General features: G+C 68.9%; 19 protein-coding genes. 8 read left to right on the top strand and 11 right to left on the bottom strand.

Annotated features, from left to right (window positions below):
• Positions 1 to 116: 116 nt before the first annotated feature.
• Both EH231_RS21965 and EH231_RS21960 read right to left on the bottom strand, forming a co-directional pair.
• Positions 117 to 893, bottom strand: coding sequence for a CPBP family intramembrane glutamic endopeptidase (locus EH231_RS21965; RefSeq protein ID WP_090429861.1), 777 nt, complete (start codon positions 891 to 893; stop codon positions 117 to 119).
• Between the two features lie 46 nt (positions 894 to 939).
• On the bottom strand, positions 940 to 1,734 hold the full coding sequence (locus tag EH231_RS21960; RefSeq protein WP_124714350.1) for a DUF2470 domain-containing protein: 795 nt from the start codon (positions 1,732 to 1,734) through the stop codon (positions 940 to 942).
• A 145-nt stretch (positions 1,735 to 1,879) separates the two neighbouring features.
• Here EH231_RS21960 and pheA point away from each other — a divergent pair, with 145 nt between their 5' ends.
• Positions 1,880 to 2,824 (top strand): prephenate dehydratase, encoded by a 945-nt coding sequence (gene pheA, locus EH231_RS21955; RefSeq protein WP_090429864.1) that lies wholly within the window; start codon positions 1,880 to 1,882, stop codon positions 2,822 to 2,824.
• On the top strand, positions 2,821 to 3,510 hold the full coding sequence (locus EH231_RS21950) for a histidine phosphatase family protein (RefSeq protein ID WP_090429866.1): 690 nt from the start codon (positions 2,821 to 2,823) through the stop codon (positions 3,508 to 3,510). The genes pheA and EH231_RS21950 overlap by 4 nt, the downstream gene beginning before the upstream one ends.
• On the opposite strand, the gene EH231_RS21945 is transcribed toward EH231_RS21950, so the two are convergent.
• The 3 genes from EH231_RS21945 to EH231_RS21930 form a co-directional block, all read right to left on the bottom strand.
• Positions 3,507 to 3,707 carry a hypothetical protein gene (locus EH231_RS21945; protein WP_090429868.1) on the bottom strand — a complete coding sequence of 67 codons (201 nt, stop codon included), beginning with the start codon at positions 3,705 to 3,707 and terminating at the stop codon, positions 3,507 to 3,509. The two genes, EH231_RS21950 and EH231_RS21945, sit on opposite strands and share 4 nt — an antisense overlap.
• A gap of 185 nt (positions 3,708 to 3,892) precedes the next feature.
• Positions 3,893 to 4,243, bottom strand: coding sequence for a metallopeptidase family protein (locus EH231_RS21935; protein ID WP_164480979.1), 351 nt, complete (start codon positions 4,241 to 4,243; stop codon positions 3,893 to 3,895).
• Positions 4,244 to 4,246: 3 nt separating this feature from the next.
• Positions 4,247 to 5,689: a septum formation family protein gene (locus tag EH231_RS21930; protein ID WP_124713328.1), complete on the bottom strand. Its 1,443-nt coding sequence runs from the start codon at positions 5,687 to 5,689 to the stop codon at positions 4,247 to 4,249.
• A 167-nt stretch (positions 5,690 to 5,856) separates the two neighbouring features.
• Between EH231_RS21930 and serS the strand changes: the two genes are divergently transcribed.
• Both serS and EH231_RS21920 read left to right on the top strand, forming a co-directional pair.
• Positions 5,857 to 7,116, top strand: a complete 1,260-nt coding sequence (gene serS / locus EH231_RS21925; protein WP_124713327.1) for a serine--tRNA ligase — start codon at positions 5,857 to 5,859, stop codon at positions 7,114 to 7,116.
• A 30-nt stretch (positions 7,117 to 7,146) separates the two neighbouring features.
• On the top strand, positions 7,147 to 10,494 hold the full coding sequence (locus EH231_RS21920; RefSeq protein ID WP_164480978.1) for an ATP-binding protein: 3,348 nt from the start codon (positions 7,147 to 7,149) through the stop codon (positions 10,492 to 10,494).
• On the opposite strand, the gene EH231_RS21915 is transcribed toward EH231_RS21920, so the two are convergent.
• The gene (locus tag EH231_RS21915; protein WP_241177787.1) at positions 10,484 to 11,242 is read right to left on the bottom strand and encodes a hemerythrin domain-containing protein; all 759 of its coding nucleotides are present in this window, start codon (positions 11,240 to 11,242) and stop codon (positions 10,484 to 10,486) included. The genes EH231_RS21920 and EH231_RS21915 overlap by 11 nt on opposite strands.
• Positions 11,243 to 11,368: 126 nt before the next feature.
• On the opposite strand from EH231_RS21915, the gene EH231_RS21910 reads away from it, so the two are divergent.
• Positions 11,369 to 12,193: a DUF5718 family protein gene (locus EH231_RS21910; RefSeq protein ID WP_090429876.1), complete on the top strand. Its 825-nt coding sequence runs from the start codon at positions 11,369 to 11,371 to the stop codon at positions 12,191 to 12,193.
• Here EH231_RS21910 and EH231_RS21905 read toward each other — a convergent pair.
• From EH231_RS21905 to EH231_RS21895, 3 genes are all read right to left on the bottom strand, one after another.
• Positions 12,190 to 12,525, bottom strand: a complete 336-nt coding sequence (locus EH231_RS21905; RefSeq protein WP_090429878.1) for a hypothetical protein — start codon at positions 12,523 to 12,525, stop codon at positions 12,190 to 12,192. The genes EH231_RS21910 and EH231_RS21905 overlap by 4 nt on opposite strands.
• On the bottom strand, positions 12,522 to 14,105 hold the full coding sequence (locus tag EH231_RS21900; RefSeq protein ID WP_090429880.1) for an MBL fold metallo-hydrolase: 1,584 nt from the start codon (positions 14,103 to 14,105) through the stop codon (positions 12,522 to 12,524). Before EH231_RS21900 ends, EH231_RS21905 begins: the two co-directional genes overlap by 4 nt.
• 75 nt (positions 14,106 to 14,180) lie before the next feature.
• Entirely contained in the window at positions 14,181 to 14,906 is a 726-nt protein-coding gene (locus EH231_RS21895; RefSeq protein WP_090429882.1) for an aminoglycoside 3'-phosphotransferase, read from the bottom strand.
• 100 nt (positions 14,907 to 15,006) lie between these two features.
• Here EH231_RS21895 and EH231_RS21890 point away from each other — a divergent pair, with 100 nt between their 5' ends.
• The 3 genes from EH231_RS21890 to EH231_RS21880 are packed head-to-tail and all read left to right on the top strand — an operon-like array spanning position 15,007 to position 17,400.
• Positions 15,007 to 15,807, top strand: a complete 801-nt coding sequence (locus tag EH231_RS21890; protein WP_124713326.1) for a lysophospholipid acyltransferase family protein — start codon at positions 15,007 to 15,009, stop codon at positions 15,805 to 15,807.
• 7 nt (positions 15,808 to 15,814) lie between these two features.
• Positions 15,815 to 16,576, top strand: a complete 762-nt coding sequence (locus EH231_RS21885; RefSeq protein ID WP_090429886.1) for a lysophospholipid acyltransferase family protein — start codon at positions 15,815 to 15,817, stop codon at positions 16,574 to 16,576.
• Entirely contained in the window at positions 16,573 to 17,400 is an 828-nt protein-coding gene (locus EH231_RS21880; protein ID WP_090429888.1) for an HAD family hydrolase, read from the top strand. The genes EH231_RS21885 and EH231_RS21880 overlap by 4 nt, the downstream gene beginning before the upstream one ends.
• A gap of 12 nt (positions 17,401 to 17,412) precedes the next feature.
• Here the strand turns inward: EH231_RS21880 and EH231_RS21875 are convergent, their stop codons facing one another.
• Together EH231_RS21875 and EH231_RS21870 are read right to left on the bottom strand one after the other, a co-directional pair.
• Positions 17,413 to 19,029 (bottom strand): N-acetylmuramoyl-L-alanine amidase, encoded by a 1,617-nt coding sequence (locus EH231_RS21875; RefSeq protein WP_090429890.1) that lies wholly within the window; start codon positions 19,027 to 19,029, stop codon positions 17,413 to 17,415.
• 128 nt (positions 19,030 to 19,157) lie between these two features.
• Positions 19,158 to 20,096: a hypothetical protein gene (locus EH231_RS21870; protein ID WP_124713325.1), complete on the bottom strand. Its 939-nt coding sequence runs from the start codon at positions 20,094 to 20,096 to the stop codon at positions 19,158 to 19,160.
• Positions 20,097 to 20,281: the final 185 nt, after the last annotated feature.

Raw genomic sequence — 20,281 nt, 5'->3', positions numbered from 1 at the left:
TCACCTGGGACGGCTCGGCGTCACGGCGGCGCGGTCCCGGACGCCGCGAGCGCGGGTCGGGAGGCCCCCCTGAGGCGGTGAAGTCGTCCACAGCAGAAATGTACGTGGCCGAGGCGCTATCGCAGCCAGCTCAGATGATCCGCCACGAGCGCGTAGCCGACGAATGCCACCGCGTCGATGAGGGTGTGGGCGATGATCAGCGGCCACAGCCGCCCGGTGCGCTGCCATGCGTAGCCGAACACCAGGCCCATCACCACATTGCCGAGACCCGCGCTGTAGCCCTGGTACAGGTGATATGCGCCGCGCAGCAGGCTGGAGATCACCAGTGCCCGCCCGGGGCTGACGTCCAGCTGGCGCAGCCGGGTCAGCAGGAACCCCACCACGATGATCTCTTCGGCCCAACCGTTGGCGAACGCCACGCCGAGCAGCATCGGGATGCGCCACCACGTGTCGTACAGCTCGGCCGGTTCGACGTCGGCGCTCAGGCCCAGGACGCGGGCCAGCACGTAGAAGCCAAGACCCGGCAGGCCGATCAGCAGGGCCAGGCCGAGCCCACCCAAGCCGTCGGCACGCCATTGCGGGCGCGACAGCCCGATCGCGGATGGTCCGAAACCGCTGCGCCACAACAGGTACAGGGCCAACACGCCCCAGGCCAGCAACTGCAGGACCACGGCCAGGTGCAGGCCGAGGTCGATCAGGTCGAACGGGGAGCGCTTCGGGTTGAGAGCGACGGTCTGGCCGGACAGCCCGAGCATTACCGCTTCGATGAGCCGCAGCCCCGCGGTGTAGGCGCTGAGCCCGAACGTCACCGCCAGCACGACGGCGATCTCGATCTTGAGCGTGCGACGCTGCGGCTCGAGTTGCTCGTCGGGCCCGGTAGCCGAAGTCGTCACCGAAGCTACGGTAGCGGCGCCCGGGCCGCGGGGAAGTCCGTGCGGGTCAGATCCGGCGCGCGCGCAGGCCGTTGAGGAACGGGCAGCCCATCAGCACTCGGATGGCCTGGCTCAGGCCGGTGACGTCATCGACCGGCTTGGGGAACGGCAACCGCACGTCGTGGTCACCGTGTTCGTTCTCCACCCGCAGCTGCACGCCGTAGCGGTCCAGCCCCAGCGGGCGGACCCGCCCCTGGCGCAGCGTCATCGGCAGGCGGGTGGCCAGGCGCTCCACCACGTCGCGGTGGGAGGACTCCATGTGTTGCAGCCAACCGGATTCCATCGCGCAGAACGGATCGGGGCGGGCCTGCAGCAGGGCTCCCAGGCCGACCGACTCGGCACCCGTGGAATCGGCCACCACCACCGACTCGATCTCCAGGCGCATCAGCATGTAGTTGTCGTCATCCTGTCCGGAGTGCGACCCGGCCCTGGAGTTCACCTGCAGCAGGGCCGGATCCGGATTCTCGGTAGCGACCAGATCGAGCAGTGCGGCGACCTCCGACGACGGCACGTGCTGCAGACGGCCGCGGATCCACACCAGGGAGCGCACCGGCTCGCGCAGCGGCAGCGGGGCGTAGTCGGTCATCTCCAACACGGCCTGGACACCGGCCGAGCCGGCTGACATCGCCATACCGGCCAGCGGGCTGGTCTCGGGGACTGTGATCGCGAAGGACCCGTCTTCGAGCAGGTGATGAACGGGCGAGGCGACCGGTTCGATGCCCTCGACCGCGAGCATGGCCCCGCCGCCTCGCGCGCATGCACTGCGGATCCGCTCGGCTGTCGTCGGTGTCGCTATGGCCATCTCGCCGCCTTCGAAACTAGGTGAGGTCTTCAAGTGAGGTAAGCCTAACTTAACTGCGCCGTGCGGTGCGGGCAAGGCTTTCGTGAAACACCGGCCGGGCCGTCATCGACCCGTAGTGCACTCGTCGACCCGATAGGGTTGGGATGTGCCGCGCATCGCCTACCTCGGACCGGAGGGAACCTTTACCGAAGTGGCGTTATTGCAGATGGTGGCCCACGAGATGGTGCCGGACCTGCAGCCGGCGACCGGTGGGGGCAAAGACCGCTTCACCCCCGTCCTGACCGACAGCACCCCCGGGGCACTGGCCGCGGTACGGGACGGCCGGGCCGACTACGCATGCGTGCCGATCGAGAACTCGATCGAGGGATCGGTGCTGCCAACACTGGACAGCCTGGCGGTCGGGAAACCGCTGCAGATCTACGCCGAGCTGACCCTCGACGTCGCCTTCACGATCGTGACCCGCCCCGGCCACAGCGGGCCGGTACAGACCGTGGCCGCATTCCCGGTGGCCCTCGCGCAGGTGCGCCGGTGGCTGGCCGCCAACCTGCCCGACGCCGAGATCGTGCCCGCCACCTCCAACGCCGCGGCCGCCCACCAGGTCGCCGGGGGCCACGCCGACGCCGGGGTGAGCACCCGGCTCGCCGCCGAGCGCTGCGGCCTGGACATCCTGGCCGCCGACGTCGTCGACGAGGCCAACGCCCGAACCCGCTTCGTCCTGGCCGGGCCGCCCGGCGTACCGCCGGCAGCCACCGGCGCCGACCGCACCTCGGTGGTGCTTCGCCTGGACAACGTCCCGGGTGCGCTGGTCACGGCGATGACCGAGTTCTCGATCCGCGACATCGACCTCACCCGGATCGAATCCCGGCCCACCAGAACCGAGCTGGGCACGTACATGTTCTTCCTGGACTGCGTGGGACACATCGATGACGATTCGGTGGCCGAGGCACTCAAAGCGCTGCACCGACGTTGTACTGATGTGCGATATCTGGGTTCCTGGCCGACCGGAGCGAGCGCGGGTGCGCCCCCGCCGCGTCTGGACGAGGCCACGCGGTGGTTGACGGGCTTGCGTGACGGGACGGGTACCTCATGAGTGGACGGCTGATACTCGTCCGCCACGGTCAGTCTCACGGCAACGTCGCCCGGCGTCTGGACACCCGACCGCCCGGTGCCGAGCTGACCGACCTCGGGCACGACCAGGCTCGGCGGTTCGCCGGCACGCTCAGTCAGCGCCCGTCGATCCTGGCCCACTCCGTGGCCCGGCGCGCAGCGCAGACCGCCGCCGGAATCGGCACCGAAACCGGGCTTGTCCCATTCGAATTCGAAGGGGTTCACGAAGTTCAGGTCGGTGAACTGGAGGACCGCAGCGACGACGACGCCGTCGCCGAGTTCAACCGGATCTACGAACGCTGGCACCTGGGCGAACTGGACGTACCGATGCCCGGCGGAGAGAGCGCAGAGGAGGTCCTGGGCCGGTACGTGCCGGTGCTCACCGAACTTCGTTTGCGCTACCTCGACGACCAGGACTTCCACAGCGACATCGTGCTGGTGAGCCATGGCGCCGCGATCCGTTTGGTGGCTGCCGTGCTGGCCGGCGTCGACGGCAGCTTCGCCCTCGACCATCACCTGGCCAACACCGAATCGATTGTGCTGGCGCCGATCACCGACGGGCGCTGGAGTTGTGTGCAGTGGGCGGCGGTGACTCCGCCGTTCTATCCGGAGCCCGCTGTGACACCGGTCGCGGACGCGGTGACGTCCGAAACCGACCCGATGGGCTAGGCGTACCGCCGGTTCGCGAGTGCGCTCTCATGTGCACACTGGCAGCCGACCGCCTCACAGTCGAGGCTGAACGTGTGCGCTGCTTCCGGGGTGGTGCAGGCGTCGTCGGTGCATTCCGTGCGGTACCGGACGTGGTGGATCACGGTGCCGTGGCAATGCTCCAGACCGGCCGCGCACTCCCGGCACTGGATGGTCATAGCCCGTTGATAGCACTGTGGGCCGACAAAACGTGGTTGCCGCGCCTGGTGACCTAGCCCCAGCTATTTGTCTTCGCGCAAGCGGCTCATCCCCAGCTATTTGTCTTCGCGCAAGCGGCTCATCCCCAGCTATTTGTCTTCGCGCAAGCGGCTCATCCCCAGCTATTTGTCTTCGCGCAAGCGGCTCATCCCCAACCCAGTTCGTGGAGCCGCTCGTCATCGATCCCGAAATGGTGCGCGATCTCGTGGATCACGGTGATCGCCACCTCGTCGACCACGTCGGCCTCACTGTCACAGAAGTCCAGCAGGGCTTCGCAGTAGATCGTGATGGTGTCCGGCAACGACCCGGCGTACCAGGAATCCCGCTCGGTCAGCGCGATTCCCCGGTACAGGCCCAGGATCTCGGGCTCGTCGGGATCGCGATCCTCGACCAGGATCACGACGTTGTCGATCGCGGCCGCCAACTGCGGCGGGATCAGGTCGAGTGCGTCGGATACCAACTCGTCGAAACGCTGCGAGCTCATCCGCACCGGCACGGGTTACGGTCCCGGCGGTACGGGAACCGGCTCACCCGGCGGCGGGCCGGCGGGCGGCGCGCCGCCATCGGGAGCCGGTGCCGGAGCCTGTTCGGGTGCGGGGGCCTGGGCCTGCTCAGGCGGCGGCGGGTTGAAGGTGTTGGCCTGCGTGGGAGCCGGCGCTGCCGTGGTCGCGGCCTGCGGCAGGTGCTGGCCGCCCGACGAACTCGACGAACCAGAGGACCCAGAGGATCCCGAGGAGCCTGACGACGAACTCGAGCCCGACGAACCCGATGAGCCCGATCCCGAGGAGCCCGACGAGCCCGACGAGGACGACGACCCGGAGGAACTCGAAGAAGACGACGGCGGCTCGTCCACATCCGGCATCGGGATGGGCTCCATGTTGAGCCGCTCTTCCGGGATGTCGGGCGGTGCGACCGGGGGCTGGCCGTTGATCATCAACGGCCCCTTGGCGCTGTTGACCAGCGTCGACCAGCCGCCGTTGCCCAGTGTGGCGCCGATGCTGCACGACACCTGGTGGCTGCCTGCCGACCAGCTGGGCAGCGAGATCGTGCTGTAGCTCAGTGCCAGTGTGGTGGTGCGCAATTGGACCGGGGCCAGGTACGAATCGGTCTGGGCGGTGCAGGCGTCCTTGATGAAGTTGTCCTGGTCGCCCTCGGCCGGTAGCCCGCCGGGGAACTTCTCGGCGAGGTTGACCGCTCCGGTGACCTCCATCGCGTGCGGCGCCGCGCAGTCGACCGGGACGTCGGTGGGCTGGTTGGTGGCGGCATCGATACCGAGGCAGGTGCCCGCGGCCCACACCTTGGACTGATCGACGTCGGACACCTTGCCCGCGGATTCCAACTGGCTGTCGCCCGGGCCGAGCAACTGCAGGCCGCACAGCATGCGCCGCTCACCGGACTGCTTCCAGGCCTTCTCGCCGGACCAGAGCAGGCCAATGGTGTATTTGCCGTTCGGGTCGTACTTCGGGCCGAGGTAGCCGCGCACCGACGGGGTGCACTGCTCCTGGCTGATCTGCTTGATCCGATCCACCGTCGGTGGCGGCGCACCCGGCCCGTACTCGCTGCCGGGGAACGTGCGCATGTCGACGGACTGGGCGACCTCGAACCGGTGGCTGTCCTTGCAGTCGACGATGTGCGCGGCGTCGGGGTTGCGGCCGGGCCAGTTCAGGCAGTCGCCACGCTTGACGTGATTGAACGTGTCGTTACCGCGGGGGCCCAGGGCGATGGCGCCCGGACCGGAGTTGGCCCCCTCGCTCCGGGGCAACGCGGTGATCAGGCCGGCGATGAGTAGTGCGCCGAGCGCGGTCAACAGGAGCGCACGTCGCGTCGACGCGGCTGCCAGACTCTGCCACCACCGTTCCTGTGCGGGTTGTTCGTCCTGCAGAGGTGCGGCGAGCAGGCCCCCACTATCGGGGTGCTCGGGGTGCTCGGGTGCTTCCAACATTGCCCCCCATTGTGACAGGCGTGTCAGCCTCTGTGACAACTGATGCGGTTGTAATGTTGCGTGGTTGTGCCCTCCAGCGGTGGGATTCAGGTCGCCGTCGCTTCGGCACACTTCGATCGACCACCTCAGATGTACGTCGCCGCACTTCAAAAAGTAGGGTTGCGCCCGTGATCGACCTCAAGCTGCTGCGCGACAATCCCGACGCCGTCCGTGCGTCGCAACGGGCTCGCGGAGAGGACCCGGGGCGCGTCGACGAGCTGCTGCAGGCCGATACGGCCCGGCGAGCCGCGATCTCGGCGGCCGACAACCTGCGCGCCGATCAGAAGGCCGCCAGCAAGCTGGTGGGCAAGGCGACGCCCGAGGAGCGTCCGGCCCTGCTGCAGCGGGCGAAGGACCTGGCCGAGCAGGTCAAGGCCGCCGAGGCCGCGCAGGCCGAGGCCGAGAGTGCCTTCACCGCCGCCCACATGGCGATCGGCAACGTGATCATCGACGGCGTGCCGGCCGGCGGTGAGGACGACTTCGTGGTGCTCGACACCGTCGGCGAGCCGCGGGCGATCGAGAACCCCAAGGACCACCTCGAGCTGGGTGAGACGCTCGGGCTGATCGACATGGAACGCGGCGCCAAGGTGTCGGGTTCGCGCTTCTACTTCCTCACCGGTGCCGGCGCGCTGTTGCAGCTGGGCCTGCTGCAACTGGCCACCCAGGTGGCCGTGCGGAACGGGTTCACGCTGATGATCCCGCCGGTGCTGGTGCGCCCGGAAGTGATGGCGGGCACCGGATTCCTCGGCGCACACGCCGAGGAGATCTACCGGTTGGAGGCCGACGACCTGTACCTGGTCGGTACCTCGGAGGTGCCGCTGGCGGGCTACCACTCGAACGAGATCCTCGACCTTTCGGCCGGCCCGAAGCGGTATGCCGGCTGGTCGTCGTGCTTCCGGCGCGAGGCCGGCAGCTACGGCAAGGACACCCGCGGCATCATCCGGGTGCACCAGTTCGACAAGGTCGAGGGATTCATCTACTGCAAGCCCGAAGATGCGGTCGCCGAGCATCAGAAGCTGTTGGGCTGGCAGCGCGAGATGCTGGCGGCCATCGAGGTGCCCTACCGGGTGATCGACGTCGCCGCAGGCGATCTGGGCTCGTCGGCGGCGCGCAAGTACGACTGCGAGGCGTGGGTGCCCACCCAGCAGACCTACCGGGAGCTCACCTCGACCTCGAACTGCACGACGTTCCAGGCCAGGCGGCTGGCCACGCGCTACCGCGACGAGAACGGCAAGCCGCAGATCGCCGCGACCCTCAACGGCACGCTCGGCACCACCCGCTGGCTGGTGGCGATCCTGGAAAACCACCAGCAACCCGACGGCAGCGTGCGCGTCCCGGACGCCCTGGTGCCGTACGTCGGCACCGCGGTGCTGGAGCCCGGTAAGTAACCACCCCGTGGCCCGGTAGTACTGCGGACGATGACGGGGGATGGCCCGCTGGTGCGGGTGAGGGTGCTGGGCCCGGTACAGGCTTGGGTCGGTGACGATCCGGTGGATCTCGGGGCCCGGCTGCAGCGGGCGTTGCTGGCCCGGCTGGTGGCCGCACATGGGCACACCGTGTCCGTCGACCGGCTGATCGACGACCTGTGGGAGGGCGAGCCGCCGCCCAAGGCGTTATCGGCTCTCCAGGTTTATGTTTCGCATCTGCGGCGTGCGCTTGAGCCGGGGCGCGAGCGTCGGGCGCCGGCCCGCATCCTGGTCAGTGCCGCGCCCGGATACTGCCTCCGGCTGCCGGTGGACGCCGTCGACTCCTGGCAGTTCGAAGCCAAAGTCACTGCGGCTTATGAGGAATCGGATCCGCAGCAGCGGGTGCGTCTCCTCGAAGAAGCGCTGTCCGGTTGGTCGGGGGATCCGTTCGCAGGCGCCGGTGACGCGTTGTGGGCGGCGCCGGAGGTGGCCCGGCTGACCGAGCTGCGGCTGAGTGCGGTGGAGGCCCGGGCTGCCGCGCAGGTCGAGCTCGGCCGGTACAGCACCGCCGTCGCCGCACTGGAACGGCACGTCCGGGAGCGTCCGGGCCGGGAGGGGGCGGCCGCCGTACTGGCCACGGCGCTGTATCGGACCGGACGTCAGACCGACGCGCTGGACGTGTTGCGGCGCACCCGAGATCACCTGGTCGACGAGCTCGGTCTGGAACCCGGCCGGGCGTTGCGAGACCTCGAGCGCGACATCTTGCGGCAGGCCGACCATCTGGAGCCGTCCCGGCCGCTCTTGCAGCCGGCGGTACCGGAGCTCGCCTCACCCGATCGGGTGGAGGCCGCCGCCTACGGCCGCGCCGAGGAGTTCGCGGAGATAGACAATGCCGCGCGCGCGGTCGTCGCAGGCGGCAGCGCCGTGCTGTGGATCGCGGGGGAGGCGGGATCCGGCAAGACCACGCTGGCAGCCGCCGCAACCAGCCGGTTGCGCGCGGCGGGCTGGCGGACTGTGCACGGCCGCTCTCCGGAGGTGCACGGCGCTCCGGCGGGCTGGGCGTGGACCGAGGTGCTGCGGGAACTTCTGGACGCCGGTGCCCCGGCCGGCGCACCGGGCGACAGGCAGGCGCTGGCTCCGTTGCTGCACGACGTCGCCGCAGCCGAACCGGGCACGTTCTGGTTGGGGCACGCGGTGGCCGATGTCTTGAGCGCGGTCGCCGCGGACCAGCCACTGGCCGTCGTGCTCGATGACCTGCACCGCACCGACGGCCTGACGTTGGAGCTGCTGCGGCTGGTGGCCGACCGGATCAAGGATCTTCCGGTGCTGGTGATCGGTACCTACCGGCCTTCGGAGGACCGGGGCGAGCTGGAGGTCGCCCGGGCGGCACTGACGGTGCACACCGCGGCGCATCTGAATCTCGGCGGCCTGGACGCTGCCGCCACCGCCGCGCTGGCCGCCGACTGCGGGATGACCGCCGCCAGTGGTGAGGTCCTGCGGTTGTTGCGGGAGCGGACCGGCGGCAATCCGCTGTTCGTCCGGGAGCTGGCCCGGCTGATGGCGGCCGAAGGACCCGACGCGGTGTGGGCATCGGTGCCGGTCGGGGTCCGAGATGTGCTGCGGCGCAGGCTGGCCAGGCTGCCCGGCCAGACCGTCACGGCGCTGCGTCAGGCCGCCGTGCTGGGCCGTGACATCGATGTCGACCTGCTTTCCGAACTGGGCCGAAGCGATCCCGACGACCTGCTCGACGCGCTGGAGCCGGCCGTCCTGCTCGGCCTGTTGGACGAGCCGGAGCCCGGCCGGTTGCGGTTCGCCCACGCGCTGGTGCGCGACACCCTCTACGAGGACACCTCCAAGCTTCGCCGGTCCCGGTTGCACGCGGCCGCGCTGGAACTGCTCCGGGCACCGGGCCGATCGGTCGACCCGGCCGCCCTGGCACACCATGCCGTCGCCGCGGCGACAGCCGAGACATCCTTGGCTGCTGCGGCTTTCGCGACGGATGCGGCCCGTGAGGCGGATTCGGTCGGTGCCCACGCCGAAGCCGCCCGGCAGTGGCGCGCCGCCGTGCAGATGCTGGAGCTGGCGGCCGGCCGCAGGCTGCTGCCCGTCGTCGACGGTCTGGAGGGCCAGACCGCCGCCCGGTGCGGGCTGATCTCCGCGCTGGCTCAGTCCGGTGACGCCGTCGCGGCGCGCATCGAGATGAAGGCCGCGCTGCAACTGTTGACCGGAAAGTCGCGTGACGACCTGACGGTGCGTGTGCTCACCGCGTGGGACACCCCGTTGGTGTGGCGGGACCGCGAATACGACGAATCCGACAGCCAGATGATCGGGCTGCTGCGCCAGGTGCTGGCCGGCGGCGAAACGGGTCAGGTGGCCGAGATGCCGGTGGCCGACCGGATCCGGCTGCTCAAGGCGCTGTACGTGGAACTGGAGGGCACCGACCCGGACGGTGCGCTGGCCGCCAGCACGGAACTGCTCGAGCTGGCGCGACGTGCCTACGCCGAGGACCCGGGATCGTCGGGCCGGCTGCTGTGCACCGCGCTCAACGTCCGGGCCTACTGCGCGCTGGGGCCCGACCTGGATGCCGAACGTGACTCGACCGCCGCCGAACTGCTGCGGACCGCGGAGGTCACCGAGCAGGCCGACTATCAGGCGGTGGCGCACTGGCTGCTGTCGCTGGCCGCGGGTCACCGGTCCGATCTGGTGACGGCCAAACGACACGTCGATGTCGCGGTGGCCCGGGCCGGCACCGGGCAGCTCGTCCATCTGCTCGGCGTGCTGGGCCTGTTCCGGGCCCGGATGTACCTGCTTGCGGGGCGTCTGGAGGAGGCGGTCAGCGCCTACACCGACCTGGCGGCGCGGATGGTGGAGAACGGCGCCGCCAACGGGGCCAAGCTGGCGATGGTGGGCCGGGTGACGGGTGAGTTCTGCCTCGGGGACCTGGGTCTGCTGGCCGACGAGCTGGTGTTCTTCTACCGCGAGGTGTCGGTGGCCGCACTGGACGCCGCGGTGCTGGCGCTGATCGCTCGGGGTCGCGAGGCCGAGGCCCGTGAGCTGTGGCGAGATCGCCGGCCGATCGAGCGGGCCTACTTCTGGCTCCCGTTCACCGTGCTGCGCGTCAGTGCGGCTGTGGCGCTGGGCGATCTGGAGGAGACCCGGGCCCGAGCGGCCGACCTCGGCTCGTACTCGGGCCGGATCGCCGGGCTCGGCGTCGACGGGTTGATGGTGGGTCCTGTCGACGAGGCACTCGCCGCCGCTGCCGACGCGCTGGGCCTACCCGACGAAGCCCGTGGCTACCGTGAGGCGGCTTCGGTGCTGCGGGACCGGCTGGCCGCCGAAGCGCAGATCTTCATCGACTGACGTCGAGCGTTTCGTCACCCTCGTCTTGCGGGACCTCTTGCACGATCTCGATCTCGCGGGGGATTGCGGTTCCGAAGACCGCCCGCTCCAGCCGCCGGTACCGCAGCCCGACGACGCCGAGGACGATCCGTAGACCGATCCCCGCCTGCGCGGTCAGTTGTGTGCGCTCGTCATCGGTCATCACGGCCAGCGAGCGTGGGCCCTCGAACCACAACCGGCCGCCCGACCGGGCGGCGGCCTCCACGGTCGCCCAGTCCGCCACCGACACGTGCTCGGTGATGAGGGGGAACACATCGCGTTCCTCTTCCTCGATGTGCTCGGTGAGCAGGGCCGACAGTTCGGCAAGCTCGATGACCATCAGGCTGGCGACCTGGCGGTCGCCCATCGACAGCCGCAGGGACGCGGCCCGGGCCCGCAACTGGTCCAACCGCGGGTCCAGGGCGGCGTGGTCCTCGGTCAGTTCGCTCAGGTCGAGATGGCTGCCCCCGCTGGCCTGGATCACGGGCCACAGGACGTCGTCCTCGGTGGTGTGGTGGTGATGGATGGAGTCACACAGCAGCTCCACGTACCGCGAGATGGCGCGGGCCCGGTGTGGTGTGCAGATCACATCGCGGTCGCGCACCGCGATGGCGAGATCGGTCAGGCGGCGCAGGTCCGCCAGCATGGCGCGGTGGGCCACGGTGATGCCCAGCAGGTCCGGTTCGGGATCGCCTGCGCTGCGGGGTGCGACGGTGACGGTGGTTGGCACGGCAGATCTCCTCGGTCTGTGCCGATCCCCGGTCGGTGGATCGGACGTCTGAAGAGCACAGCCTGCCGCCGGCGACTTAAGTGCGACTTGTATCCCGCTTGTCATGGCCACAGTAGGGTTGCAGCCATGATCGATATCGACCTGGGCGAAGTGCGCAACTGGTTCGGCTTCGGTGTGGCCGGCAACTTCGCAGGCCATCTCGAACAGGCAGGGGAGGCCGGGGATTTCGTCACGGTTGTTACCGAAGGGTATGCGCCCAAAGGCATCTTCCCGTGGTATGCGCCCGGCCGGGACGATTTTCTCGGTGAGTTCCCCTTGTCCAGCGATGCCATCCTGATTCCTGACGTCGGCGAGAGCCCCGAATTCCAGGGCCCACTGAACCTGCAGATCGAGCCCGAGGTCGGCGTGGCCTGCCGGGTGGTGTGGAACGGCGACACCGTGGCGCGGCTGGAACCGTTCGCTCTCGGTGCCTTCAACGACTGCTCGATCCGCAGGCCGGGCGCACCGAAGATCAGTTACAAGAAGAACTGGGGCGCGGCGTCCAAAGGTGTTGCGCCGCAATTCTTCGAGATCAGTGATCTCACCCCGGACGGCCCGACCGCCACCATGCGGCTGGTCTGCTACCTGAGCCAGGAGGACGGTCAGCAGCACGCGTACGGCGTGGATTCACCGCTGGTGGGCTACTCGTACTACGGCGAGGTGCTGCTGGACTGGATCGTCGAACGGCTGGCCAACCAGAAGGGTTCGGCCGATACACCGTTGGAGGACGTCGGCGCCCTGATGGTGGCCAGCGGCCATCCCGAGAACGTGCTGATCGGTATCGGGGCCACCCGGTACACCCCGCTGGGCGAGTCGACCTACCTCAAACCGGGGGACGAGGCCATCGTTCGCGTCTACGACAGCGCATCGAGTGCGGCTTCGGAACTGCGGCAGGTGGTCTCGGCCCGTTAGCGGCCGAGCAGCTCGTCCAGGCTGGCCACGAACTCGTCCGGGCGGGCCGGGGTGAACGCCGGTTTGGGGTAGGTGCCCGGCACGTCCAGGGTGATCAGCGTCGACCGCAGTGGCCGGTGCACGTCCAACGGCAGCCAGCGGCGCAGGTCGGTGCTGCCCCACAGCCGGAAGCGCTGCATCCACAGCCCGAGTGACTCGGCCCGGTACGAGCGGATGTCGCGCAACGGGATCACCTTAGACGTTCCCGACGGGAAGTGGTAGCGCCGCAACGTGATCGCCTCGCGATCCAACTGGATCAGGCCGTCGTCGTAGTACTGGCGCGGCGCGTTCATGACTTGCTGCCCGGCGTTTTCTGCTCCTCGCGTGCGCACCGCAGCTCGTGCCCCTTGGTGGTCAGACACTTGCCGGTCTCCAGGTTCCACTGCCAGCCGTGCAGATTGCAGGTGAGGGTTTTTCCTTCGACCACACCGAATTTCGACAGGTCGGCCTTCAGGTGCGGGCACCGGCGCTGGATTTCCCAGCCGTCCAGGGTGATCGATGAGGAATCGTCGTGGGCTTCGGCGAACCAGCCGTCGGCGTAGGCGATGCGCTCATCGGTCAGGCACTTGAAGAACGTGTACAGGTACTCGTTGTAGCCGCCCACGCGCCAGGCCTTGAACCGGGTCGACAGGAAGATGGTGTTGACCCAGTCCGGCTCGTTGTCGCGCAGCACGGTGCGCACCAGCTCGGGCGGGATCGCGAACCCGTAGCGGAACTTCTCATCCGCGATCGGTTCGCGCACAAGACGTTTCGGGAAATCCAGTACCACGGTCTCGCTGTGGTCGGGTCCGGACAGACGCAGCTCCACGGGATAACCGATGCCGTCGCAGATCTGGTCGGTCTGGCTCATGATCGGCTCGAACAGCGCGCGCAGCCCGGGCAGCAGGGGTTCTCCGGCCGCGGGTGCCCATGACGCCTTCTCCGCGGCCAGCACCGGGGCCATCCGCTGGGCGAAGTCCTCGATGTAGGCGGCCTTGCCGGTGGTGAAGATCGTCTCCGGATCCTCGATCGGGTGGGTCAGCGAATTGAGTTGCGAGCCGGTGAAATCGGCTGTGCTACCGGGGATCATCAGCAGGCCGCCGTCATGGCCGTGGCGCTGCATCTGATCCAGGAACACCACCTGGTCGGGGAAGATGTTGGCCGGATCGCCGTGGTCGTCGTTGAGATCACGTAGTTCGGGATCAAGGAAGCAGGGCGGGCCGGCCGAGGGGATCACCCAGGTCGCTCCGACCTGCGCGATGTACTGGCGGCATCGGTCCATCTGGCGCTGGCGCTTCTGAATGCCGAAGGCCTCTTTGGCGCGGGCGGGCATGTCGTAGACCATCGGGTACCAGATGGCCCCCGAGTACTGCAGCATGTGCACGTCGATCTGGCCGAAGTCGGTGTGCAACATCTCCAGATCGACGGGGCGAGCGTCGTTCATGTTGAACGCCACGGTCTCACCGTCATCGACCACCAGGCCTGAATCGCCGATCGGGCCGTCGGCCGGTGCGCGCAGCGCGATGATCATCACATCGAGGTCGCCCTTGGGGCCGCTGACGGTGTGCTTGACCGAGTCGGTGGTCTCGAAGAACCGGTGGAAGCCCAGCTTCTGCAGTTCGCGTTGCAGGTCGGGCACGGGGAAGTCGGGCAGCAGCACGACCGCGTCCTTGTTGACGTGGCGGCGCAGGTTCTCCGGGTCGAAGTGGTCCTTGTGCAGATGCGACACGTAGAGGTAGTCGACGTCCCCGAGAGCGTCCCAGTCGAGCCCGCTGTTGTCCGGGAACGGGACCCACGAGGCGAAATACGCGGGGTTGACCCAGGGGTCGCAAAGAATGCTGCCAGCCTTGGTCTCGATCAGGAAGCCGGCATGCCCGACGCTGGTGACCTGCACAAATAGTCCTTACTGGGTGTCGCGGTTGCCCGGCCAGCCTAACCGGCCACTGGCGCCGCACACACCTCAGGTGCGTCAGTCCTCGGCGTTCCAGAGGGCTCGGTAGTAGTCGATGCGCACCGGATCGGGCGTGACTCCGTAGGCGTCGAAGAACTCGGCTTCCCAGTCCCCGGGGTAGTTCCAGCGCAGCGACAAGGTGGCCACGGCCAGATCGGCCCAGCGGTCGGCGACGCCGAGTTCGCCGAGGTCCACATGCCCACACCAGCTGCCGTCTGCGCTGATGAGCGTGTTCGGCGCGCAAGCGTCGCCGTGGCAGACCACCAACCGGTCGATCGTTGGCGGGGCGGACAGGCGCCGGCCGGCGTCGGGCATCGCTGAGAGCCGGTCGGGCACCGACCACGAAAACGGGCACTGATCGACCGGCACCCTGTCATGCAACGCGCGCAGGCCCGCGGCGATCGCGCGCACCGCGTGCTGCGGGCGGGCGATCCAATGCGGATCGGCAGCCGAGCGACCGGTGATCCCGGCCGTGTGCAGCCATTCCGTGGCGCCCTCGCGGCCCACGCCGAGCACAGCAGGCACTGTCAGATACGGCGCGGCCCACCGGAGCTTGACCGCCTCGCGGTGCAGGTTCACCGACGGGTGTGGCGGCGCCACCTTCACAAACTCGCGTCCGTCTCCATGGCCGATCTGGAAGGTTTGTCCGCCGGCCTCGTTGTCCCATACCGCCTTGACCGGGCGACCGGCGGCGATGCGGAGCACAACAGCCGGTACCGGTATTTCGCCCACGGGGATGGTCACCCGCGTCAGTGTCGCCGCCCGCCGTTGTTCCGTCCACCGAATTTGCCGCGCTCCCGGTGACCGGGTACGTGGCCGTACACGCTGGCACTAGGCTGGCTACGTGGAACCGGTATACGGGACTGTCATACAACTCGCTCGGCTGGCCTGGCGGCTGCAGGGGCTGAAGTTCACCGTGACCGGGGTGGAGAACATCCCCGTCGCCGGCGGTGCGGTGGTGGCCATAAACCACACCAGCTACTTCGACTTCACCTTCGCCGGCTTGCCGACCTACCTGCAGAAGCGCGGCCGCAAGGTGCGTTTCATGGCAAAGAAGGAAGTCTTCGACAACAAGGTCACCGGGCCGATCATGCGCAGCCTGCGCCACATCGAGGTGGATCGCGACAGCGGGGCCGGCTCGTTCGAGGCCGCCGTCGACTACCTCAAGGCCGGTGAGCTGGTCGGGGTGTACCCGGAAGCGACCATCAGCCGCAGCTTCGAGATCAAGGACTTCAAGTCCGGCGCCGCACGGATGGCGATCGAGGCCGGTGTGCCGATCGTGCCGCACATCGTGTGGGGCGCGCAGCGCATCTGGACCAAGGGGCACCCGAAGAACCTGTATCGGCCCAAGGTGCCGATCTCGATCGCGGTGGGCGAGCCCATCCAGCCGACGCTGCCCGCAGCCGAACTCACCGCATTGCTGCATTCGCGCATGCAACACCTGCTCGCCCAGGTGCAGGACGCCTACGGGCCGTATCCGCCCGGTGAGTTCTGGGTGCCGCACCGCCTGGGCGGTTCGGCGCCGACGCTGGCCGAGGCCAACCGGATGGATGCCGACGAGGCGGCCGCGAAGGCGGCCAAGAGAGCTGAGGCCGGACCCGCTGGGCCTGCCGGCCCCATCGAACCCACCGGGGCTCCGGGGTAAGCCGCCTATGGAACCGGTTTTCCGAAGTTTGGAGATCGCCGCCGGGCTCGCGGTGCGGGCGACCGGAACCCGGATCACCTTCTGCGGGGTGGACAATCTGCCCGCCACCGGCGGTGCTGTCATCGCCATCAACCACACCAGCTACGTGGACTTCCTGCCCGCCGCCCTGGCCGCGACCGAGCGTGGTCGCCGGATGCGGTTCATGATCAAGGCGGAGATGGAGCACGTGCAGCCCGTGGGCTACCTGATCAAACACACCGGGACGATCCCGGTGGACCGCCGGGCCGGCGCGGGCGCCTACGCCGCGGCGGTGGACGCGTTGCGCCGCGGCGAGCTGGTCGGGGTGTATCCGGAGGCCACGATCAGTCGCGCCTTCGAGCTCAAGGACTTCAAGACCGGCGCGGCGCGCATGGCCCTGGAAGCCGGTGTGCCCATCATTCCGCTGATCGTCTGGGGCGCGCAGCGCATCTGGACCAAGGATCACCCGAAATCGCTGGGGCGCAAGAAGATTCCGGTGAGCGTGGTGGTGGGCGAGCCGATCACGGCGACGGGTTCGGTGGCCCAGATCGATGACACCCTGCGGGCCGCCATGTCGGCCCTGCTGGGCCGGGCTCAGCAGGACTACCCCGCGCCCGCGGGGGCATACTGGGTTCCCAACCGGCTCGGTGGCAGCGCGCCCACGTTGGCTGAGGCCAAGCGGCTGGACGAGGCGGAGTTGGCCGAACGCGCGCGCAGGCGTGCCGAGCATGAAGCGACGGGAAAAAAGTGACGAGTGCCGAGCGGGCGCCGGGGCTGATCGCCACCGACGTGGACGGAACGCTGCTCGACGAGGACGAGAAGGTCACGCCGCGCACCCGGGCGGCGGTACAGGCCGCGGTCGAGGCTGGGGCGACGTTCGTGCTGGCCACCGGGCGCCCGCCACGCTGGATCGCACCGGTGGTCGACGGTCTCGGCTTGGCGCCGATGGCGGTGTGCGCCAACGGCGCGGTGATCTATGACCCGGCCACCGATCGGATCGTCTCGGCCCACACGCTGTCGGTCGACGTGCTCGGCGAGCTCGCCGAGATCGCCACGCGGGTGATCCCCGGCGCGGGGCTGGCTGTGGAACGGGTGGGCTCCTCCGCGCACGACGCGGCGACCCCGCAGTTCGTCAGCTCACCGGGATACGAGCACGCCTGGCTCAACCCGGACAACACCGAGGTTTCGGTCGAGGATCTGCTCAGTGCTCCCGCGGTCAAGCTGCTCATCCGCAAGGCCGGCGCACGCAGCGCCGACATGGCCGCCGAACTGCTCAAACACATTGGTTTGCAGGGCGATATCACCTACTCGACCAACAACGGCCTGATCGAGGTGGTGCCGCTGGGCATCAGCAAGGCCACCGGTGTCGAGGAGTTGGCGGGCCCGCTGGGGCTGACCGCCGGCGACATCGTGACCTTCGGCGACATGCCCAATGACATACCGATGCTGCGCTGGGCGGGGCGGGGTGTGGCGATGGGCAATGCGCACCCCGAGGCGGTGGACGCGGCCGACGAGATCACCGTGACCAACGCCGAGGACGGTGTGGCCCACGTGCTGGAACGCTGGTGGTCCTGACGCGCCGAGCGATCAGGTGATCGGGGTGAAGCGCTCCAGTTGCACCGGCTGCTGATCGGCTGGCGGCGGCGGCAGTTCCACCGGCACACCGTCGACCACGCGGGTGACCGTGCCCTTCTCGCGGTCGAAGTTCAGCGTGCCGTGCTGGAAGTTCTGCACGATCCACTGGGGTTCGGGAATCTCGGAACTGGTCGGAAGGCCCAGGATTCCCCGCTCGAAACCGAGCGTTCCCCATGCTTCGTAGATGGCGCCGGTGACCGGCTCAGCGCCGCTGTCCGGTGACCAGTACACGACGCCGCGCTCGAAGGTCGCATAGCGCGCGGTGCCTTCACCGGCGGCCTCGGGTGATGTCGGATTGCCCAGCATGCCGTTCGCACCGCCTTCGGCCTGCCACCGGGCGTAGATCGCGCCGCCACGCATCTGTTCGGCCAGGTCGGCCGGGCCGGGTGGCTGGTTGAACCGGGCGGCGATGTCGCGGATGCGGTCCATCTGGGCGTACGCCGCGTTGCCGGGGCAGTCGGTGATGCCGACGTCGCGGTGGGTGAAGATCGTCGGCAGGGTGGGGGTGGCTCCGCGCGGGAAGTGGGTGAACGATCCGCCGGCCGAGGTGAGTACGACGCTGCCGCGCGGGTCGATGTGATCGAGGCCGAGGCGCCAGCCCAGGAGTCGGCCGGTGTTGCGCACCTGGATCTCGGTGGGTGGCACGACGTCGAAATCGCCCAGCATCGCCACGCCCCAGGTGTCGATGTTGAATCCGCCGGTGTGGGAACCCTCGACGGGCTTGTCCATGCCGCCAGCGCGGCCCTCGAAGACCTGGCCGTACTTGTCGACCATGGCGTTGTAGGCGATGTCGCACCAGCCCAGCTCGCGGGTGTGGTACTCGTAGATCGACCGGATGATGCCCGCCGAATCCTCGGGGGCGTAGTCGTTGCTGCCCGCCGTGTGGTGCACGATGCCGGCCCGGATGCCCTTGTCGTACACGGTGTTCCCGCATCGCATCGCTTCGTTGGCGCCCCATTGTGCGCGGCTGATGATGGTCGGCGGTTGGCCGGGGTTGATGGCGGCGGTCGGGAGTGGCCCGACGTCGACGGGGGCCTGGGGCGGGCTGATCAGCACCGCGGTGACGTTCTGGCCGATGGGTGCTTCGACGTTGGCGGGCACATAGCCGAGTGCCGGCTTGGCCGGCCCGGGCTTCGCGGCCTGGCCGGGCGGCGGTACGGGTGCCTGCGGCGCGCGGGTGACGGCGATCTGCACGGTGGTGGTGCGGCCGACGAACACCGGTTCGGTGCCGCGCGGTCCGGGAGTGTCGGCGCCGACGCCGTCGAGGTTCTCCGCCTGATACCAGGGGCCCCAGGTGCCGTCGTCCTTACGGGCCCGGACCCGGGCGGAGGTTCCGCGCAGGTCCGGTGAGGTGAGCGCGACCATCGAGAACGGGGTGTCCTGATGGACCTCGCGGATGCTCTCGCCGACCGCGAGGTTGTCCAGCGGTTGCTGTGTGAGTTGCGGTGCAGCATCGGATGGGTTGGGGTCTTTGCCGAACTCGGATCCGGAGATCGCCCACGGCACGATCACGACCGTCGCCGCAAGTGCGGTGAAGAGAATCGACGGCGCGGGGCGACGGGACTGCACGGACTGATGTTACGTATGAGTCTGATGTTACGAATGATTCGACACGGTCCGCGCGTGTCTTTCACAGGCAACGGCACCGCAGAGCCGGATGGCTTCTGCGGTGCCGTTCTCTCAACCGGGCCTTTGTCTTACGGGACTGGCGCGGGGGCCGGGGGCGGCGGCACCGCAGCCGCCGGGGCCTTCATCGCCGACGTGATCGCCGGCATCACCATGCCCTTGAGCAGGTCGATGGCCTGGCCGGCGCCGAGTTGGTTGGCAGCGCTCGACAGGTCGCCGAACAGTCCGCCACCGCCACCGCCGGTGGCGGGCATCGCGGCCAGCGACGGGTCGGCGCCCAGCAGCGGGTAGGTGCCCGCACTGGGATCGAGCCCGATCGGAGCCGAGATCGGGACCTCACCCGGGGCGCCCAGGCCGCCGGACAGTGCCGGGTCGAGGCCCGTCGGCGAGGTCAGGCCCCCACCTCCCAGTCCAGCGGGCGTGGTGGTCAGCCCGCCCGGCGTGGCTCCCGCCGGCGTCAGTGCCGGGTTGGTGAGCGAGCCGGCGGTCGGCGGGGTGAGTGCCGGGTTGGTCAGTCCACCCGGTGTGGCCGGAAGGCCGGCCGTCGGCGAGGTCAAACTCGGCGACAGGCCGTTGGGGCTGGTCAGCGAGGCGTCAGGCGAGGCGAGGCCAGGGGAGGTCAGCCCCGGTGACGTGAGCCCCGGCGACGTGAGTCCGGGCGAGGTCAGCCCGGGGTCGGTCAGGCCCGGTGCGGTGAGCCCTGGCGACGTCAGCCCCGGCGACGCCAGACCGGGTGAGGTCAGGGTCGGTGAACCCAGTGATGGTGCTGGGGTGGAGCTGTTGAGAAACGGCATCGGCGGCAGGTTGACGCCGAACTGGGACAGGCCCTGCGACAGTGCGGACATCAGTTCACCGGGCAGGTCGGTGACCAGCGCGGCCTGGGTGAACTCGCGCTCCTGCGGCGCGGGGGAAAGCTGCGACACGGCAACTAGGGCGACTGGACTTGCGACTGCCACTGCGGCGACTGCGCTCATGGCTGTCGAGAGCTTGCGTCGACGGCGGTTCGGCACGGAAGTCTCCTCAATATGTTTGCAGCGAAGGACTGCACTTCGGATCGCACGTTGGGGTGCTCTCCGCTTCTTCATCGGCGGTTCCGGACCAGATGCTGTGAAGCCCATGAATACCGATGAGATCGATGTTAAGGCTGTGACTAGTGGGTCTAGAGTGACGATATTGAATTGTGAGCGAATTGCGA

The organism is Mycolicibacterium nivoides (assembly GCF_003855255.1).
Lineage (GTDB): Bacteria > Actinomycetota > Actinomycetes > Mycobacteriales > Mycobacteriaceae > Mycobacterium > Mycobacterium nivoides.
Note: the sequence above shows the minus strand (reverse complement) of the source record. Positions and strands in the feature narration are given on the sequence as shown.

Excerpts from the sequence above, each read along its gene's own strand:
- EH231_RS21885 (WP_090429886.1), top strand. The coding sequence starts at position 15,815 with ATGGAACCGGTTTTCCGAAGTTTGGAGATCGCCGCCGGGCTCGCGGTG.
- EH231_RS21945 (WP_090429868.1), bottom strand. The coding sequence starts at position 3,707 with ATGACCATCCAGTGCCGGGAGTGCGCGGCCGGTCTGGAGCATTGCCAC.
- EH231_RS21950 (WP_090429866.1), top strand. The coding sequence starts at position 2,821 with ATGAGTGGACGGCTGATACTCGTCCGCCACGGTCAGTCTCACGGCAAC.
- EH231_RS21930 (WP_124713328.1), bottom strand. The coding sequence starts at position 5,689 with ATGTTGGAAGCACCCGAGCACCCCGAGCACCCCGATAGTGGGGGCCTG.
- EH231_RS21960 (WP_124714350.1), bottom strand. The coding sequence starts at position 1,734 with ATGGCCATAGCGACACCGACGACAGCCGAGCGGATCCGCAGTGCATGC.
- EH231_RS21905 (WP_090429878.1), bottom strand. The coding sequence starts at position 12,525 with ATGAACGCGCCGCGCCAGTACTACGACGACGGCCTGATCCAGTTGGAT.
- EH231_RS21910 (WP_090429876.1), top strand. The coding sequence starts at position 11,369 with ATGATCGATATCGACCTGGGCGAAGTGCGCAACTGGTTCGGCTTCGGT.
- EH231_RS21920 (WP_164480978.1), top strand. The coding sequence starts at position 7,147 with ATGACGGGGGATGGCCCGCTGGTGCGGGTGAGGGTGCTGGGCCCGGTA.